20 protein-coding genes are annotated in these 18,912 nt (G+C 46.5%); 7 read left to right on the forward strand and 13 right to left on the reverse strand.

What is annotated here, in order from left to right; all coding sequences use genetic code 11:
- Together KNO98_RS04305 and KNO98_RS04310 are read right to left on the reverse strand one after the other, a co-directional pair.
- The gene (locus KNO98_RS04305) at nt 1-1,017 is read right to left on the reverse strand and encodes a PTS sugar transporter subunit IIC (RefSeq protein WP_214699232.1); all 1,017 of its coding nucleotides are present in this window, start codon (nt 1,015-1,017) and stop codon (nt 1-3) included.
- A gap of 152 nt (nt 1,018-1,169) precedes the next feature.
- The gene (locus KNO98_RS04310) at nt 1,170-2,243 is read right to left on the reverse strand and encodes a M42 family metallopeptidase (protein WP_214699234.1); all 1,074 of its coding nucleotides are present in this window, start codon (nt 2,241-2,243) and stop codon (nt 1,170-1,172) included.
- 138 nt (nt 2,244-2,381) lie between these two features.
- Here KNO98_RS04310 and KNO98_RS04315 point away from each other — a divergent pair, with 138 nt between their 5' ends.
- The 4 genes from KNO98_RS04315 to dhaM all read left to right on the forward strand — a co-directional run bounded on the left by KNO98_RS04315 (nt 2,382) and on the right by dhaM (nt 4,735).
- A complete protein-coding gene (locus KNO98_RS04315; protein ID WP_012726763.1) occupies nt 2,382-2,684 on the forward strand; it encodes a PepSY domain-containing protein in 303 nt (100 codons plus the stop codon).
- 102 nt (nt 2,685-2,786) lie between these two features.
- Entirely contained in the window at nt 2,787-3,764 is a 978-nt protein-coding gene (gene dhaK / locus KNO98_RS04320; protein ID WP_026825563.1) for a dihydroxyacetone kinase subunit DhaK, read from the forward strand.
- 19 nt (nt 3,765-3,783) lie between these two features.
- The gene (gene dhaL, locus KNO98_RS04325) at nt 3,784-4,374 is read left to right on the forward strand and encodes a dihydroxyacetone kinase subunit DhaL (RefSeq protein WP_214699240.1); all 591 of its coding nucleotides are present in this window, start codon (nt 3,784-3,786) and stop codon (nt 4,372-4,374) included.
- A gap of 16 nt (nt 4,375-4,390) precedes the next feature.
- Complete coding sequence (dhaM, locus tag KNO98_RS04330; RefSeq protein ID WP_353047730.1) at nt 4,391-4,735, forward strand: dihydroxyacetone kinase phosphoryl donor subunit DhaM; 345 nt, start codon at nt 4,391-4,393, stop codon at nt 4,733-4,735.
- Nucleotides 4,736-4,778: 43 nt separating this feature from the next.
- Here dhaM and KNO98_RS04335 read toward each other — a convergent pair whose 3' ends face one another.
- Both KNO98_RS04335 and trmB read right to left on the reverse strand, forming a co-directional pair.
- Nucleotides 4,779-5,288 (reverse strand): hypothetical protein, encoded by a 510-nt coding sequence (locus tag KNO98_RS04335; protein WP_235181832.1) that lies wholly within the window; start codon nt 5,286-5,288, stop codon nt 4,779-4,781.
- A gap of 105 nt (nt 5,289-5,393) precedes the next feature.
- On the reverse strand, nt 5,394-6,041 hold the full coding sequence (gene trmB, locus KNO98_RS04340) for a tRNA (guanosine(46)-N7)-methyltransferase TrmB (protein WP_214699245.1): 648 nt from the start codon (nt 6,039-6,041) through the stop codon (nt 5,394-5,396).
- Nucleotides 6,042-6,179: 138 nt separating this feature from the next.
- On the opposite strand from trmB, the gene KNO98_RS14875 reads away from it, so the two are divergent.
- The gene (locus KNO98_RS14875) at nt 6,180-6,290 is read left to right on the forward strand and encodes a cytochrome bd oxidase small subunit CydS (RefSeq protein ID WP_407636718.1); all 111 of its coding nucleotides are present in this window, start codon (nt 6,180-6,182) and stop codon (nt 6,288-6,290) included.
- A gap of 35 nt (nt 6,291-6,325) precedes the next feature.
- Here KNO98_RS14875 and KNO98_RS04345 read toward each other — a convergent pair whose 3' ends face one another.
- Genes KNO98_RS04345 through pepV form a run of 6 tightly spaced genes read right to left on the reverse strand, consistent with a single transcriptional unit; the run spans nt 6,326 to nt 13,342 of the window.
- Nucleotides 6,326-7,126 (reverse strand): phosphotransferase family protein, encoded by an 801-nt coding sequence (locus KNO98_RS04345; RefSeq protein ID WP_235181831.1) that lies wholly within the window; start codon nt 7,124-7,126, stop codon nt 6,326-6,328.
- Between the two features lie 44 nt (nt 7,127-7,170).
- Nucleotides 7,171-9,336, reverse strand: coding sequence for a type I pullulanase (pulA, locus tag KNO98_RS04350; RefSeq protein ID WP_214699247.1), 2,166 nt, complete (start codon nt 9,334-9,336; stop codon nt 7,171-7,173).
- A gap of 19 nt (nt 9,337-9,355) precedes the next feature.
- Nucleotides 9,356-10,195, reverse strand: a complete 840-nt coding sequence (locus KNO98_RS04355; protein WP_214699249.1) for an NERD domain-containing protein — start codon at nt 10,193-10,195, stop codon at nt 9,356-9,358.
- A complete protein-coding gene (gene thpR, locus KNO98_RS04360) occupies nt 10,165-10,740 on the reverse strand; it encodes an RNA 2',3'-cyclic phosphodiesterase (protein WP_214699251.1) in 576 nt (191 codons plus the stop codon). Before thpR ends, KNO98_RS04355 begins: the two co-directional genes overlap by 31 nt.
- A gap of 5 nt (nt 10,741-10,745) precedes the next feature.
- Nucleotides 10,746-11,897 carry an MFS transporter gene (locus KNO98_RS04365; protein ID WP_214699253.1) on the reverse strand — a complete coding sequence of 384 codons (1,152 nt, stop codon included), beginning with the start codon at nt 11,895-11,897 and terminating at the stop codon, nt 10,746-10,748.
- A 59-nt stretch (nt 11,898-11,956) separates the two neighbouring features.
- On the reverse strand, nt 11,957-13,342 hold the full coding sequence (gene pepV, locus KNO98_RS04370) for a dipeptidase PepV (RefSeq protein ID WP_214699255.1): 1,386 nt from the start codon (nt 13,340-13,342) through the stop codon (nt 11,957-11,959).
- 308 nt (nt 13,343-13,650) lie between these two features.
- On the opposite strand from pepV, the gene KNO98_RS04375 reads away from it, so the two are divergent.
- Entirely contained in the window at nt 13,651-13,872 is a 222-nt protein-coding gene (locus KNO98_RS04375) for a DeoR family transcriptional regulator (RefSeq protein ID WP_026825552.1), read from the forward strand.
- 104 nt (nt 13,873-13,976) lie between these two features.
- Here the strand turns inward: KNO98_RS04375 and KNO98_RS04380 are convergent, their stop codons facing one another.
- Both KNO98_RS04380 and KNO98_RS04385 read right to left on the reverse strand, forming a co-directional pair.
- A complete protein-coding gene (locus KNO98_RS04380) occupies nt 13,977-14,687 on the reverse strand; it encodes a pseudouridine synthase (RefSeq protein WP_214699257.1) in 711 nt (236 codons plus the stop codon).
- Nucleotides 14,687-16,384: a putative polysaccharide biosynthesis protein gene (locus KNO98_RS04385; RefSeq protein WP_214699259.1), complete on the reverse strand. Its 1,698-nt coding sequence runs from the start codon at nt 16,382-16,384 to the stop codon at nt 14,687-14,689. The genes KNO98_RS04380 and KNO98_RS04385 overlap by 1 nt, the downstream gene beginning before the upstream one ends.
- A 144-nt stretch (nt 16,385-16,528) precedes the next feature.
- Here KNO98_RS04385 and KNO98_RS04390 point away from each other — a divergent pair, with 144 nt between their 5' ends.
- Nucleotides 16,529-17,794, forward strand: coding sequence for a BaiN/RdsA family NAD(P)/FAD-dependent oxidoreductase (locus KNO98_RS04390; RefSeq protein ID WP_214699261.1), 1,266 nt, complete (start codon nt 16,529-16,531; stop codon nt 17,792-17,794).
- A gap of 97 nt (nt 17,795-17,891) precedes the next feature.
- Here KNO98_RS04390 and KNO98_RS04395 read toward each other — a convergent pair whose 3' ends face one another.
- On the reverse strand, nt 17,892-18,905 hold the full coding sequence (locus KNO98_RS04395; protein ID WP_251129421.1) for a DUF2268 domain-containing putative Zn-dependent protease: 1,014 nt from the start codon (nt 18,903-18,905) through the stop codon (nt 17,892-17,894).
- Between the last annotated feature and the right edge of the window lie 7 nt (nt 18,906-18,912).

The following is an 18,912-nucleotide window of genomic DNA, read 5'->3' on the forward strand; positions in this document are numbered from 1 at the left end:
TTAATAATCAATCTTTAAATCATTCGGTTGAATTCTTCCGGTCCTCCGCAATACTACATAGATCGCGTAACTCAACAAGGCTGGTCCGACAATTAAGAAACCAAGAACGACAATCAACGTGTACCAACTAAACCCCATCGTTTCGAGCATGACGAGCGGACCTACGAGTCCACTTGTTCCCATGCCTGCCCCTGCAGCTACACTTTCCAATTCAAATAACAGAATCGCGATGGGTGCCAGTACAGCCCCGGCTAATGTTGGGGGAAGAAGAATCCAAGGGTTTTTCACGATGTTCCCAACTTGAAGCATCGAGGTTCCAATCCCTTGAGCAAGTGCTCCACCAACTCCATTATCTCGATAACTCGTGATGGCAAATCCAATCATTTGAGCGGCACAGCCAACTGTCGCAGCACCCGCTGCAACGCCATTTAAACCGAGCATCAGTGCGATGGCTGCACTTGAAATCGGGGCGGTCAAGGCCACCCCCATCAATGTTGCTACAACGATACCCATGAATAACGGTTGCTGCTCCGTTCCCCATTCAATCCAACTTCCGAGCTGTGTCATGAACATTCCGACATATTTCCCAATGTACGTCGCGGTGAAGAATCCGACTGCAATTGTCGTAAACGGCGTCACTAAAATATCCAACTTCGTTGATTTTGAAACGAGTTTTGAAGATTCGACGGCTAGAATTGTGGCAACGTAACTACCCGCAGGTCCAAATTCATATCCGAACGCTCCAACGACGAGAGCTGAAAATAGAATAAGCGGTGGTGCCTCAAGAGCATACGCAATCGCAATCCCGATGGCCGGACCTGTCAGACTCATAGCCACCTCACCTATTTGTATAAATGTGCCGCTCACTCCTGCGAGTGCAGTACCATCGAGTTGACCCCCGATCGTCTTCATGATCAGACCGATAATCAACGTACTGAATAAACCAAGTGCCATATAACTTAGTGCCGTCACAAAATAGAGAGACGGGCTGAGTGAAATTCCTTTTTTCTTTAACACGGGACATCCTCCTTACACTTTTACAGGTGTCTTGTCATAAGTAAAAATAATGTATAAACACCTCTATCAGTATAAAGTTTTTACCTGAAATAGCAAGAACAGCCGTATAAAAAAACCGTTCACTCAAAATCTTGAGTGAACGGCACGTGCACTTAGCGAGACGGACGGAGCGTTTCGAGCGTCGAACGGTCAAGTCGTTTGACCAACGCTTTCAGTAACGCTTTCGCCGCATCGTAGTCATCTGTATGAAGAATAGAGGCATGTGTATGAATATAGCGTGATGCGACACCAATCACGGCTGTCGGTACACCTTCACCGCTCATGTGCACACGACCCGCATCGGTACCACCTGGAGAGACAAAATACTGTGTCTTGATGTTTTCGTCTGAGGCAGTATCGAGCAAGAAGTCACGCATTTCGGGTGACATGACCATGACCCGATCTAAGATTCGAATCAAGGCACCCTCACCGAGCTGCCCAAACTCCGTCTTGCTTCCCGATGCATCGTTCGCCGGTGATGCGTCAAGAACGAGTGCCACATCCGGCTGAATCAATTCAGATGCCGTTTGCGCTCCACGCAATCCCACTTCTTCCTGTACCGTGGCCCCAGAGAACAGAATGTTTGGATGATCGACTTTTGTCGTTTCTTCTAATAGTTCGACAGCAAGACCAACACCATAACGGTTATCCCATGCTTTCGCCATAATTTTTTTAGGGTGATGAAGTGGTGTGAACGCGCTCGTCGGCACCGCAGGAACACCCGGACGCACTCCCCAAGACTCTGCTTCCTCTTTTGAATCTGCCCCGATATCGATAAACATCTGCTTGATTTCCATCGGCTTACTCATCGCATCTGGACCTAATAAATGAGGCGGTGTCGAAGCGACGACACCCGGAATTTTACCGTTCGATGTGATGATATCAAACCGTTGTGCCATAAGCACTTGACTCCACCATCCACCGAGCGGTTGTATGTAAAGCATTCCGTTTTCAGTGATGCGCGTCACCATGAAGGCAACCTCATCCATGTGACCCGCTACCATGACTTTCGGGCCTGTCTCGTCTCCAACACGCTTCCCAAAAATCGACCCGATGCCATCCGTTACAATTTCATCCGAATGTGGTTCGATCCGTTCACGTACGAACTGACGGACTTCTGACTCAAACCCCGGTGCACCTGGTAATTCTGTTAACGTCTTAAATAAATCTCTCGTCTTTTGATCCATTTTTCATCATCCTTTCCTAACCGTTCTTGTCTCATTATATACAAAAGTTTTGATAGGATGCGAATGCTTTTCATTCCATTCGGGTACAGGTTTTGGTACGATGTACATGATAGCCATAGTTCAAGGGGAGGTAGTCATATGAAAAAAAGGTATTGGTTTATTGGAATCGGGGTGGCCGTCATTGCCGCACTTATGACGAAAAAAGCTTTAGATGAACGTAGCTTATCTGCAGAAAACGCGTTAGAGTACACAAAACGTGCTTTCTCAGCTAAAGGTCATGTCCAAGGGGCATGGATTTCTGCATCACCTGAGATTTACACATATGATGGTCGTGAATACGACGTCTACAAAGGTGGAATCTCGGTTCTTGAGAACGACGAAGAAAAAACGTACGAGTTCACAGTCGACTCTGAGACTGGCGCTTTACTCGAATATGCATGACAAAAAAACCGACGAATCATTCGTCGGTTTTTTGTTTAGTTCTAGTGAAAGAGTGGAAAATTGAAAATGGTAGTTTTCAATTTAAAAAAGGAGTGATCTCGCGTGAAAAAGCTAATCGGTGAAGCAAGTGAACTCGTAACACAAATGGTAGAAGGTATGGTCCATGCCCATCCTGAATTGTATGGTCGTGTCGACGATGTCAATGTCATCTGTCGGGCCAGTGGAGCTAAGTCTGGAAAAGTAGGACTCGTCTCTGGTGGCGGTAGTGGTCACGAGCCGGCACACGCCGGATATGTCGGGGACGGTATGCTCGATGCCGCAGTTTGCGGGGAAGTATTTACATCCCCTACTCCGGACATGGTGCTCGAAGGAATCAAAGCGGCCGATGGCGGAAACGGCGTCCTGTTAATTGTGAAAAACTATTCGGGGGATGTAATGAACTTCGAACTTGCCGCGGAACTGGCCGAAGGGGACGGCATCAAAGTCGACCACGTCGTTGTCGCGGATGATGTCGCCATTTCGAATAAAGAAGATCGTCGAGGCGTTGCCGGGACTGTCTTCGTTCATAAAATCGCGGGCGCTGCTGCAGCAAGCGGGAAATCACTCGAAGAAGTCAAAGCAATTGCTGAAAAAGTAGCCTCTCATGTCCGTTCGATGGGAATGGCTGTAGAACCTTGTTATATGCCAGTTAGCGCCAAGCCCGGTTTCGACTTGAACGAGGAAGAGATGGAGATTGGGATTGGAATTCACGGGGAGCGTGGTGTCGAACGTAAACCGACGAGCGATGTCGACCAAATCGTCGATGATTTACTCAGTCATTTGAAAAAAGAAGTCGAACCTGGCGAAGTCGCTGTCATGGTGAACGGGATGGGCGGAACTCCACTATCTGAGTTATACGTGACGTATCACTTCGTTGCAGAAAAACTTGAAGCCGCTGGATATACTTTGAAACGAAAATACGTCGGCAACTATATGACGTCACTTGAGATGCATGGGTTCTCGATTACATTATTACCGCTCGATGATGAGATGACGTCCTATTTAGATGCCCCATCTGCGGCACTTGGATTTAAAATTTGATGAATGGGGTGTTTGGTTTATGTTGACGATTGAACGGATGAAGCAGGCGTTACGCGACGCACAGATTGGAATCGAAGAACAAAAAGACACGTTGACAGATTTAGACCGGGCTATCGGTGACGGCGATCATGGGATCAATATGTCTCGTGGGTTCGATGCTGTCTCTTCCATTCTAGACGAAGATTATGACTCTCTCGGAGCGATAAGTAAAAAAGTTGGTATGACGCTTATGTCGAAAGTAGGTGGCGCTGCCGGACCGCTGTATGGTTCCGCTTTTGTGAAGATGGCTACCAAGTTCGGAGATGCGACTGAAGCTGATTTCAACTTGCTCATAGAAGCACTCCAAGAAGGTTCGAATTCAATTAAAGCACGAGGAAAGTCTGAGGTCGGTCAAAAAACGATGGTTGATGTTTGGGATCCATTCCTTGAGCATGTAAAGCAAGGGAACGACTACAAACAGCAATTAGACGAACTCGTACAAAAAACAGAAGATATGGTGGCAACAAAAGGCAGAGCCTCATATTTTGGCGAAAACTCACGGGGGACGGTCGACCCTGGCGCCCTCTCAAGTTCAATCCTGTTAGCCGCCATCATGAAGGAGGTCGATTGACATCGTTGAACTGATTATCGTCTCACACAGCTCTAAAATTGCGGAAGGTATTCAAGATCTCATGAAGGAGATGGCGCCGGTTGTCCCTATTCATTTAGCCGGAGGTCTCGAAGACGGGGCAATCGGAACGGACGTCAACCGCATTTTGACAGCACTGAACGATGTCAAAGGAGAAGCACTTCTCCTCAGTGATATCGGCTCGGCTACGATGAATGCTGAACTCGCAATCGACATGTACGAAGGAGACAAAGAAGTCGCATTTTTCGACGGTCCCATTGTCGAGAGCGCCTTCATCGCATCCGTCTCCTCAGGAAACGACATGTCATTGTCTGACATCGTAGAACAATTGAAACAACAGTAAACATAAAAGCACCCCGTTCATGAGAACGGGGTGCTTTTATGTGTTAACGTGGGTTGTCATTCTTTTCATATACAGGATTCATATATGGACTAGTTGAATAGAAACGTGGTACGACCAAGAACAAAATAAGTGCTGGAATCGCAATCAATAGAAGCAATACCAATACTGGCAACCAGTAGACAATTTGTTGACCGAGCATGTCGATGTTCGTATCTGCGAATTCAGCTGCTCCTTCAACTTCTACGAGGTCTGCTGATGAAAGGATTTTGTTGTCTGTCGCATCAAAGTAATGATACTCCGTTTTACGAGTGATGAAGATGCCATCACGAATCGTATCGAGTTCTACGACAGCCGCAATCACTTCATTCCCATTTGAATGGCGAAGTGTCTCTTCTTTGATGATTTCAGCCGTTCCTTCTTTATAGTCGTAATGCGTCGCTTTCAAATCCTCTTCGAGTGCGTCCAAGAACGCTTCATTCGCTGAGGTATTCATTGGTGCGATTGTTAGAATGAAGATTACTGCAAGCAGGCTTGCCCATGCTTTTTTCAACATCCCCATGTTCCCCCTTCTCTTATTCCAGTTTAGCGTCATTCTTATTGTACCAAGAAGAAAGAAAAAAGTGTGAAGAAAATACTATTAAAATAAGAAAAAAGCGTGTCAATTTTTCGGACGAAAGACGGCTTCCATACGATAGATAGGTTGACCGAGCGCACTGAAACGCTCTTCATACTCTGTTCGAATATTATCTTCTGGTTCACTCACGTGTAAATCAAGTGAAATATCTGTGAAGAACATTCCGTATTGGCTCATGCTTTGAAGCGAATATTCAAAGAGTCCACGGTTGTCCGTCTTAAAATGAATCTCTCCTGCTTTCGGAAGAATCGCCTCATATGTCGCTAAAAACGTCTTATACGTTAAGCGACGTTTCGCATGGCGCGTTTTTGGCCATGGATCCGAGAAGTTTAAGTATACGCGATCGACTTCGCCCGCTTCAAAATAGTCGGTGAGATGCTTCGCATCGACCGTCAAAACTCTCACGTTCGGCATCGGTGATTCGACTAATTTTTGAACGATTGAGACGGCTACACTCTCAAATAATTCAATTGCGATGAAGTTCACATCCGGATGTTGGTTTGCCATCCCTAAAATGAATTGCCCTTTGCCTGAACCAACTTCAATAAAGAGAGGGTGGTCATTCCCGAACTCGGTTTCCCACTTTCCTTTCAGCTGATCAGGGTGTTGAATAAATACGTGTTCTTGGGCTTCCATATATTCTTTTGCCCAAGGCTTATGTCGTAAACGCATGAAAATCCTACCTTTCGTTCATCAAATGTTCAAGTTTAATGGGGGGATGCACGTTTCGAACGAGCAGTCCTCTTGCGATTATACACGAAATCATAGTTTAATGAACGTGAATCATCCTTCACAAGGAGGTTATATAAGATGAGTACATTAGATCAATTCCTAATTTTTTACGCAGCTCCACTCACGTTTTTCGCTGGTGTCATCGCAACGTTCGTTTGGGCTTTCTTCATGAATCCAGACGACATTTAACACATTCAAAAAGGGGTGGCGCTCAGCCATCCCTTTTAGTTAATTCGCTCATACGCCTCGTCCATCAACTCACGTAACACATGAAAGCCTTCTGTTCGCGCAGAATCGTTCTCTTCCCCATAAATCGTCAAAATCGTTTGGGCGATCGCATACCAATGCATACGATTATGAAGCTTGTTCGAGACACATACTCCATAATGCGAAAACCAACGCTCCCATTCCGTTTCATCGACATAACTGTAGACAACCATCGCCAAATCAAACGCGCGGTCCGCGATGATGGCATCATCCCAATCTGTTAGGTAGAGAAGACCGCTCTCATCTTCAATCCAATTATTATGGTTTAAGTCGGAATGACACACGACGAACTCTTGCTCATCGACTTTTGGCAAATGGTGCTTTAACCATTGTACAGCCTCTCCAATCGTCGGGTCCGTCTCATCTTGTTCATATGCTTCACACTGACGGAGCAATAAGTGCGGCGTCACTGGTGTGTGATTTAATTGTTGTAACATGAATAATAGCTCTTTCGAATCATGAATCTTTCCGAGCTGTGCCGCGACATCTGGTCGCTTCATATCGTCTGGCGAAAGTTCACGACCTTCAATAAACTGTTGGGCACTTAACACATCCCCGTTAAACATTCGTTTTGTCCAAAGAAGTTTTGGAACAATTCCTTCTGCTGAAAGAATCGCCAAGAACGGAGAAGAATTCCGTTTCACAAAAATCTTCTGTTGGCGCGTCGTCGCTACATACGCTTCTCCGGTAATTCCTCCGGCTGAAGCGACTGTCCACTCTTTACCGAGCGCACCGACTATATCTGAATACATATTCATCACGCTCAAATCTTACTTGAAATTAAAGAGATACAATCAACATCTTAACATGCGAGAATCGTCATTGACAACGACTTGACTTGAATGTTTTCAGGGTTTCGTACGAGCGGGACGAGACTGGCCGTTTCACCTTGAACATAGACATTCCATTTTGCATCGCTCGTGAATGATAGATTTTCAAACGTCCCATTTACATATACCCGTACCCGTTGCCACGCATCATACGAATGACCGGCCGTCAACTCATAAATGATGACACCAGGCGGTGAAGGAAGAAACGTAAAGTGATCGATTACTTCTTGACGCGAATCATAGCGGAAACACGTATGGAGTCGCCGCAGCTTCAGGAGCGTCTTCACATACTCGATTTCGTTGACTCGCGTATCACGTAAATCCCAATCAAAGTGATTGATATGGTCCGGTGAGTTATAGCTATTTTCTACACCTTGCTTCGTACGTCCGAATTCTTGACCAGCGTGAATAAACGGAATCCCTTGAGACGTGATGACCACCGCATTAGCCAAACGTTGCATGGCGAGGCGAGTCGCTTCATCGATTTCTTCGCATGACAATTTCAATTTATCAAAAATCGTGTAATTATCATGGGCTTCGGCATAATTGATGGAGTATGTCGGGCTCGGAAAGCGTCCGACCGTCACGTTCGGAATATGGACGGCACCGGTGAGACATTCGCGTAGCTCCCACTCCCTCCACTCATTTCCAGAAATAAATCCACGTTCCCGGTCATTGAAAGTCGAACCTTTCAGCGCATCTCGAATCATGTCATTAAAATGTCCAACTCGGGGCATCTGAGCGGCATTTTGTGATGTTGCCTTTAATGACTGACCGAGCGGTGTGGCCAAGTCCCATCCTTCTCCATAAACAAGGATGGATGGATCGATTTTATCGAGAGCTGCCCGCACCTGATTCATCGTCTCCACATCATGAATACCCATCAAGTCAAAGCGGAATCCATCGACTTGATACGTTGTCGCGAAATAGGTCACGAAGTCCACAATCATCCGTCGCATCATATAGCGTTCCGAGGCCGTGTCATTTCCGACGCCGGTCCCATTTGCAACTGTGCCATCATGCTCGTATCTAAAATAATAATACGGAACGAGCGCTTCTAGCGGGGACTGTTCACGAATGTATATGTGATTCATCACGACGTCTGTGACGACACGTAGACCCACTTGATGGAGGTCAGAGACGAGTGTCGCATACTCGAATACACGACCCATCGGTACATCCGGTCTCGAAGCGTAACTTCCTTCTAAACTGAACCAATGAATCGGGTCGTATCCCCAATTGTACGGCATACGCGTCGCTTCATCGACGCTTCCAAAATCATGGACGGGTAACAACTGAACATGGGTCACCCCGAGTTCTTTCAGATAGTCGAGTCCGGCACTATGATCCCCTTTCGTCCGAACTCCTTGTTCCGTAACCCCTCCATATAGACCTTTTAGTTGACTCTTCGATGAAGGATGGCTAGTGAAATCTCGGATATGCAATTCATAAATGACCGCATCCGTCGCTTTCCATAACGGTGGACGGGATACACGTTCGACTTGTTCACGGACGAATTGGGCCACGTCCGACAACACCCCATACTCTCCGTTCAAACTGACAGCTCTTGCATAAGGATCAACGACTTGCCTTGTATCGACCGGTGTCTTCACTTCTAAACGATACAGCATTCCTTCGAATTCTTTCGGCACTTCCCCATTCCACTCGCCACGGGAGCCGCGATTCATACGAAACCGTTCCATTTCACGATGGTTTGTGTCGTCATGGATTGTAATCCACATAGAGAGGGCGACAGGCGACCACACCACCACTTCTATCCCATTCGGCGCAAACGACACACCGAGAGGACCGTCATATGAAAATCGACGTTCGAATTCTTCCGAACGAACGACTTCTCGAGGAATAATGACCATCGTTTTTTGTCCCGGATGAAACACTGTATACATCATATCTAGAGCTATTGGTTCATTTAGACGAAGAATTTGTTCGACCCTCCCCGACTCCGTCACATGTTGGTGCTCGACTAAGTAATCGATGGGGCGTCCATTTTGCTCAATTTGTACTGGAACGGATTCATATTCGCGCAAAATCTCAAGTTGTATTGTCTCAAATGATACGAAAGACGCACTCTCGATGCTTACATGCGAGGCGGTCTTTTGATCTGGTGTATGATGCATATGCTTCCCTTCCTCTCAATCACTGATCCATAAATTGGCGAAACGGCATCTCGGCTGTCACCTCTAATAAGGTAGCGACATCCCGAATTTGCTGCGCTTTAACAATCGGCGCGCGCCCGTTCACTTGTTTCATCCATTCTGTATACTCATTCCGTCCCACATAATGTGTCGATCGAACGTTTGGAACGTTATCGAAGTACCCATCTGTCGCAACGACGACTTTGTGCAATACCCCCGCATAGTTCGGTAAAATCTGTCGAACAAGTTCTTCCGTTCTTGTCAATGCGATGAGCGGGTTCACTACACGAGTATTTTCCCCTTTCAACGGTTGATGAACCCATGTCTTCTCTTTTGATATGTGATAGATACTTCGGTCTCCTTCGAGCCATTCCACGACATAGAGATGCGTTGGGCCAACGATGATATGACTTAATTCTACGCTCGCACCGCTCCATTCGATGACTGGGCGATACAAGAAGAAGTGTCGTTCATTCCACTCGGAGCGCATCATCCGATAGGCAAAGTCTCGAGTAAATGCCAAATGCGGCAAATCAGCTTCGAGTACACCTTCACAGGCAAATTGAAGTTTTTGAATGTGTCGTCGTTCCCGTAACATCTTTTGATATTGTGATTCAGAGAGCGATTTTGGCTCCAATTCGATTCGCTCTGTCTTCGCCCAAAACTTCCACCATGGTCGGTCGATTTCGAGCACTTCGACCGGGCTTAGGCGATTGTTCTCGTGAAGGCGCTGTAGACGTGCCGTATCGGAGTCCACATACTCCAGATAGCGATTATATTGGTCTAATACATCACGTTCATATTTTGAAATTACGTCAAAAACTTTAACCGGGATTGCCATATGTCCTCCTCTGGCCGTCTTAACGGAAATACTTCTATTGCCCGATAGGCAGGTGTATGATGCGGCTGTACTTCATACAGAATCACTTCTTCTACAGATTCAGTCACTTGAAAATCGGGTGATACGTAGGGAACGCGTTCCCCGGCATCCCATTTTTTTGCGAGCGTCACATGAGGGACAAACGCCTTTCGATCCAATCTTGGGATCACGTCGACAAGTTCCTGACGGAGTGCGTGCGCCAACCGCTGAAGGGGCTCCGAATCATCCGGCACGATTGTCAGAACGCGTGGACGATCTGGTCTACCAAAATGATCGATGGAATGAAACGTCAACGTGAACGGTAGCGTATCTTCACAGATTCTACGTGTGATTTCTTTCACTGCATCCAGTTCTTCTCCGTCTACGTATCCTAAAAATTGAATCGTCATATGAAATTCGTCCGGTCGATAAATACGCCGATACGAATAATAAGGCAAAATAGCACGCTGTACATTAATTAGTTCGGTCGCCTCAAAGGGAATCGCAATAAAATAATGCGTACTCATCTTGATCATCCTTTCGTAGCGCGACGTGACATCCCAATCCAAATCAATGCCCCGAGTGCCGTAACGATCGTATACATCCAAAACACTCCTAAAATGTCATCGAGTTCAATAATTTTACCACTCAACATATTAAATCCTGCCGTGGCAAGTCCTGATGTCAATGCCATGTATACTCCGATTGCCGTCGAGGAAACTTGCCGGTCGACGAGCGTCCGAACGAACTGAAGCGCGACCGGAATTAAAAGCCCGACGACGAGACCTTGCGCGATGGCGAGGAGCCATACGACCCAAATCGGTGGTTCTAAAGCGAGTATCCCGTTCCGCACAGCCGAGATGATGGCTGCACCAACCAACACACTGACACTTCCGTAACGTTCCATAAGCTGAGAAGCCACTTTCATGAACGGGATCTCAAACAGCACCGCAACGAGGAATAATGTTCCGACTAACGTCGTCGAACCCCCACTACTTGTCACATACAGCCCAAAGTAATAGTTGTTCGCATAAATTGGTCCGAAAACGAGCATCCCACCAAGTAAGAAAAACACAAAATACTTGTTCCACACGGCCGTCCATGAGACGGGGGCCAAGGTCACGTCACGAACCGAGCGTTTCTCCGGAATCATTCGGACGAACACACTTCCGATGAGGAGAAGAATCGCACTTAAGACGAACGTACTAGCTAGTCCCCATGTCGTGTCAGAAATTCGACCCATAGCAAATACAGCGATAGCGAAACCGGCCGACCCATATAGACGAATCGCACCATAATCGACTTTTGAGCGCGTCGTATAATCGAGCGTCATCATGTCCACGAGTGGAATATGGGCACATTGGAACACCGACCAAATCACCATGAGCACGATAATCCAAACGTATGAGGTCGCAACTAAAAAGGTGAACGAAATAAGGGCGGCACTTACCATCGCGAGAATGAGCCAAGCCCGAACCCGACCTGTACGATCGGTCAACATGCCCCAAAGCGGTTGTACCCCGATCGAGAGAATCGGTAAGATAGCGACGATGATTCCGACCTGACTCGGTGTCAGTCCAAATTTAGTTTGCGAAAAATACAAGGTCATGTAAGGGATTAACGCCCCTTGTGCGAAGAAAATCGCGACGTACACTGACTGAAACAATCTTTTTTGCGAATCCAATGATAACTTCCTTCCTTAAGGACAGAGAGCCGACTATACCAGCCAGCTCTCCTTGTTTCTTATTTAGCGAGCTCGTAAATGGCTTCAGCGTAGATGGCTGCAGCACGTAATAAATCTTCTATCTCCATATATTCATCGACCTGATGTGCCACATCTTTAGCGCCTGGGAATAATGCTCCGAACGCGACCCCGGCTTCGAGTGAACGGGCGTACGTTCCGCCTCCGATTGCCATCAAATTTGCATGCTCACCCGTTTGACGCTCGTACACGCCTGCCAATGTCTTCACGAGTGGATGATCTTCTGCGACATGATGCGGTGGCATATGTTGTCGCGTCTTCAACTCGAACCCAAGAGACAAGGCGATTTCGCGAAGGTTTTGTAAACGTTCTTCGAATTTCGCTGTATATGGATAGCGAATGTTGACCGTTGCTGTGCGTTCTTCTTCACTGTAGCGGAACACGCCTCCGTTGATTGTCAAATCGCCCGTCTCATCGCTCGCTTCAATCCCGAGAGAAATGCCGCGCGAGTCTGCGAATACATGACGAACGAGTTCGATGTAGCGCTCCCCTTGAATGTCGAGCGGAAGGTGCAATAAAAATCCGGCAAGGACGTAAGCGGCATTGATCCCGTTATCCGGCTCCATCGCATGCGCTGCTTTCCCCTTCATCGTGAACGTATAGGTTCCACGGTCGTAGATACACGTCCCATCTGCTTCATACTTCGCTAAATAAGCTTCGAATTTCTCTTCAAGTACCTCGTCTGTCTTCAATTCAGCTTTCGCAAAGTCCGGGACCATATTCGGCCGCTCCCCACTTGAGAACGAAATAAGATGATATGCAGATTCTGATACGCGCTGAATCGGAAGTTGCGTCAATACGCCGTCATACAATCCTTTCTCCGCATTGATAATCGGGAAGTCAGCATCTGGTGCGAAACCGTACGTTGGCATCTGTTCTTGCTTGAAGTATTCACGAACGCAGCGCCACTCACTTTCCTCATCACAACCTGCAATTAAGCGGACTCGCTTAGAGAGCGGTAAACCGAGTTCTTTGACGATGCGTAAACCGTAATAAGCGGCCATCGATGGCCCTTTATCATCATTGCTTCCACGGGCAACAATTTTTCCGTCTGTGATCGTCGGATTGAATGCACCATACGTCCATCCTTCACCTGCAGGAACCACATCAAGATGACACAAGATCCCGACGATTTCCTCGCCATCTCCATACTCTAAATGTCCTGCGAAACCGCCGACATCCTTCGTTCTGAATCCGTCACGCTCACCCATATCAAACATGTAATCGAGTGCCTTTCGAACCTCTGGTCCAAACGGCATGTTCGGTGCGGCTTTCGATTCATCGAGCACACTAGGGATTTGTAATAATCCTTTTAAATCTTCCAAAAATGCATCTTTACGATTGTCGACTTCTTGTCTCCAATTCATGTTCATCTCCCCTTTTGCGAATGTTCTCTCCCTTACTAGTATATCCAAATGTATGAAAGACGAACATTCATTTAGAAAAGTTTTTTTCGTTCGTGTTTAACCTTATTTTTAATCTAAAATAACATTATTCATTCGCCATTTACGTTCATAATCAAATATTTACAATCAAATTGTTCGTTCTTTCTACTTGCATTTTCCCACGAGAGCGGTATACTAAAGGTGTAATTTTAGAAAATAACAATTTTATATTTCATTTTGTCGTCTGTAGGTATGGTTTAACATTATTCTACACATTGGGAGGTTATCCAATGAAAGGCTCAACAGATCGGATGTTAACACGCATCAAGTCCATTTATTTGTTCATCAATGAAAGGGAATCCGTTACCACTTCAGAACTAGTAGAAGAGTTCGGCATCACGTCCCGTACGGTGCAACGTGATTTGAACGTGCTTGAGTACAATAACCTTGTGAAGAGTCCTAGCCGGGGCACGTGGACGTCGTCTAAACGTACACTCAAGACGGCAAATTGAAAAAGTATATGTAGATTCAAGAGACCTGGCATCAAGGTCTCTTTTTTATGAAAAAGAGAATCCGTCCCATCGGACAGATTCTCTCTCACCTCTTTAATTATTTATTATTGAAGAAACAGTTGAACTTCTTCTTCCGTCAACTCACGATATGCCCCGAGTTCAAGCGATTCATCGAGTTCTAGCGCGCCGATTTGAACACGCTCCAATCGCTCGACATGTTTGCCTACCGCCGCGACCATTCGTTTCACTTGGTGATATTTCCCCTCAGACAATGTAAGACGGATGACAGAGCGACGTTCGCTCCGGCTCAGAATCTCGAGACGAGCCGGCTTTGTCGTATACCCATCCTCTAACTCAACGCCGTTCGCAAACGTCTTGATGTCCTCTGCCGTCATCTCTCCATCGACTTCAGCGATATACACCTTGTCGACGTGCTTGCGAGGTGACATGAGCGCATGATTGAATGCACCATCGTTTGTGATGAGGAGAAGCCCTGTCGTATCTTTATCGAGACGTCCGACCGGGAAGAGGTCATAATGGGCATACTCCGGATCAATCAAGTCGATGACTGTCGTCTCGACTCGATCTTCCGTTGCGCTGACGACTCCTTCCGACTTGTTCATCATGAAATAGATATATGGACGATATTCGACCACTTCCCCAAGCACCGTGACTTTCTCAGATGTTGGGTCGACGTGCCGTTTGGCATCTTTCACAGGTGCATCATCTACTCTTACCGCACCTTGTTTCAATAGAATCTTTACATCTTTTCGTGAACCGTATCCCATGTTCGCTAACAACTTATCAATTCGCATTACTTTTTCCTCCGATATTCAAAGCGTTTCCCTAATAATTTTCCTGCAAGGTGGCTCCGCCAACCGAGGTAACCGTATACGAGAATCCCGATGGTCACTCCAACGACAGTCGCAAAGATGTCGTTCCCCCAACTCGCTTCTTCATTCAAGGTGATAAGAAGTGACAGATACACAGCCGCAAACATCGCCGCCCCCATCAAGAACATCAAGATGGTCCGACGGAGCAATTGCTTATACGGGAAGTGAAGAGAGCGCTGAATCATCCATACCATGAGCACGATTGCCACAATGTATCCAGCAATCGTCGCATAACCTGCACCGATGCCACCAAGCCAATAGACGAACGGCACGTTCAGAGCAAGTTTTGCCAACAGACCCATTGAAGTAGCAAAAATGGTGAAGTATTGACGATTGATTCCTTGCAAAATCGCAGCCGCGACCGAATAATAGGCCAAGAAGAAAGCACTCGGTGCATAGTGGAACAAATACACCCATCCTTCACGGTCACCCGGGAACAACGTACCAAACAATGGCTCCGCAAGGGCGACGAGACCGATGACAGCAGGAATCGTCACGAAGAACGAGACTTGGAAAATGTGGTTCACTTGATTCCGCACCTTTTGCATGTCCCCTGTCGTGAATGAGCGGGTCACGAGTGGAATCGTCGCCATCGAGACACTCGCTGCCACAGATACAGGAATCAAGACAATTTTATGCGCGTTTCCGGTCAAGAATCCATAAGCCGACGTCGCTTCCGAAACCGTCGCACCTGAGCTGAGTAACGTATTGACCATCGTCAGCTGATCAATCAATTGATAGAGAGGGGTCGATATCCCGACCATCACGATTGGAATGGAGTAGCTGAGCAATTCGAGCAACAACGACTTCATCGAACGGACGGGTGTGCCCGCCGGATTCTCTGTCTGGCGATGAATGTCTTTTCGCCGTTTCCAATACATGATGAGCACGGCAAAACTACCAATTGCCCCGATGAACGCACTGAATGTCGCAATCGTGACCGCAATGACTTTTAATCCGTTCAGTTCAGTCGTTTCGACCGACTGCGTCCCACCGAGAGCATTGGCAATCGGACGAATGAATTCAGAGTCTGCAAAGACGAATAAGACGAGCATCGTTCCACTAAGTAGGAACAAGATGCGCACGATTTGTTCAACGACTTGTGAAATTGCCGTCGGCGCCATGTCTTGATGACCCTGGAAATAACCACGCACCATACTCATTGCCGGGATGAGCAGTAACGCAAAACTGACGCTTCGCGTCACGAGTGTGAGCGACTCAATGTACTGCTGATTGTTTTCTGAATTTCGAACCATCAGCTCGGATAACCATGGTGCCGCAAAAAAGAGTAATAAAAAAGCGACGACACCGGTCGCAAGCATCAGCTTCATTCCTTGACGGAACAATCGTTGACTTGTCCCGTACTCTCCTAGCGCATTATATTTGGCGATAAATTTTGAGACAGCAACGGGAATACCTGCCGTCGATATCGAGATCATGATTGCGTAATACGTATATGCCGCTTGATATAACGTCACTCCGGCTATCCCGACCATCGCTTGGAACGGGAATGTGTACAACAGTCCTAGCATTCGGGAAGTCAAGTTTCCCGCCGATAAAAGAAGCGTTCCTTTGACGAAGGAGGCTCTTCCGGAATCTTGTTTGGCGCTTGATGACATGAGGCACCTCCATCTATAAAATCAACTATTCAAATGAGTTCAGTTTTACAAAACAACCGCTTCTCATTATACTCTTACTGTTACGGATAATAAAGTTACGATAATTTTACTAATCATATAGATGAAGAAATGAGGAGATTACCTATGAAAGATGTCATCGTCATCGGTGGAGGCCCGAGCGGTCTCATGGCAACGTATGCAGCGGCGAAAAGTGGTGCTTCGACCTTGTTGATCGATAAAGGATCCAAGCTCGGTCGAAAATTGGCCATATCAGGTGGAGGACGCTGTAACGTCACGAACCGAAAACCAATCGATGAATTGATTCAATTCATTCCAGGGAATGGTCGCTTTTTATATAGCGCCCTCGCCCAGTTCGACAATCAATCCATCATCGACCTGTTCACAGGATTCGGCATTCCGCTGAAAGAGGAAGACAATGGGCGCATGTTCCCTGTGACGGATAAAGCACAGGATGTCGTCAACACGTTACTTCGGGCGATTGAAGACCTCGGTGTCGAGATTCGAAAAAAAGCCGAAGTCAAAACACTGCATTTTAATGAAGAAAATGAGTTTTACGCTGTCGAATTGATGGATGGCGAGATGCTTGAAGCAAAAGCATGTGTCGTCGCGGTCGGCGGACAGTCCGTCCCACACACCGGTTCGACCGGGGACGGTTATCCATGGGCACAAAAGGCCGGTCATACAATCACCGAACTTTTCCCGACAGAGGTGCCAATCAAATTGAACGATTCGTTCATCGGAACGAAACAACTTCAAGGGCTATCGTTACGTGATGTCGCGCTGACGGTACACGGTAAAAAAGGGAAGGCCATCACGACGCACCAGGGCGACATGATTTTTACCCATTTTGGAATTTCAGGTCCAATCGCTCTCCGTTGTAGCCAATACACGATCAAAGAACGAAAGCGTAGCAAAGAACAAGTCGTTCTCCTTTCACTTGACTTCTTCCCTGACACGTCGCGAGATGAGCTCGTCCACGAGCTATGGAATCAAGTTCAGAACCAACCGAAGCGTGCCGTTAAAAACGTGTGGAAAGGCTACATCCCCGAGCGACTACTTGACTTGTTGCTAGAAGAGCTCACATTTGGCGAAGAAGACGCGAGTCAGTTGAAGAAGCAATCCGTCATCGACTTCGCATCGCGTTTGAAACTGTTCGAGATGCATGCCATCGGTACGCTTGACTTTGATAAGGCGTTTGTCACAGGTGGTGGCGTATCGGTCAAAGAAGTTGCGCCACAGACGATGATGTCGAAGAAAGCACCGGGTCTCTTCTTCGCAGGAGAAGTACTCGACATCCATGGATATACGGGTGGCTACAATATCACGGCCGCTTTCACGACAGGTCATTGCGCCGGATCGCACGCAGCCGAACTGGCTACACAGCGATAAGGGTATAAGTTCGTTGCGTGACGAGCCCCCTTAAAAACAACCAAAAGGCTTGATCCCTGAACGAGACAGGGTCAAGCCTTTTGATATTCTTTTCAACTTAATTTTCCAATTTCATCACATCTCGATACTTGTACTCTTCTAGAATTTCATGACCTTCTTTGAATGTCCATTCGGGAATCGATAGCTCTGGGTGCGACGTCAAATAGTCATGGAGCACATCCTTCCCTAGAATATAGTTACTCCAACGCGGAATGTCTTTTTGACTATTACCTACTACAAAATCAATAAAGGATGTTTCATAATCATTCACTTGACTCGCGATGTGTTCCATGGTCGCATCATCTAATTGCACATGCCATGGGGGAGAAACCCCTTTGACAATCCGATCAGCAAATGCGTCCGCTTTCCCTTCGATGATGATAGACTCAAGAATCGAACTAAGATTGTATTCGTTTTGATCACGAAGAATTAGATGATGATACTCGTGAGCCGTCGAATAGGCTAGAACATCTTTGTCAAAATCTGTATCGAGAAACAAGATGAAGGCGTCTTTGTATGCTGCTGCGCCTACACCTTTCATCGGTTCAATATCATAGAAGAATTCAGGATTATACGGGGCAATAAACACCGTACTCTTCTCTTTAGGAAGGATTTGATTTGAATCTGCGTAAGTAGATGTAATAATCTCTTTAATCTCGTCATGCTGCTCGATTAATTTGTCTAACTGCTTCAGCAATTGTTGCTTATGAGGAGTCGGCTTTAGATTAAAATCAGTTTTTAAAATGGATGTATCGATTTTTTCTTCCTCCCCGACTTCCCCTATGTAATCGAGTACGTATTTTTTGAAGTTTTGTTTGCTCTCCTCCGAATCGGTTGATTCAAGGGATGCGTTCAAATATTGCTGGTACTGGGTGTAAAGTGGCACGATTGTCAATTCGTTCTCGTCATTGATTTTTATCGTTTCCATTGAAACGTCAGGCTCTGACCGTTTAGATTCTAGCGACTTTTCATCATCACTACATGCTGTTAATAGAAGTGCTAAACTACAACATAGAATACCGAACAACTTTTTCAGTTGAATGACCTCCATCTCAATAATCAATTCTCTCAATCATTTA

This window comes from Exiguobacterium sp. s57 (assembly GCF_018617685.1).
Classification (GTDB): domain Bacteria; phylum Bacillota; class Bacilli; order Exiguobacteriales; family Exiguobacteriaceae; genus Exiguobacterium; species Exiguobacterium marinum.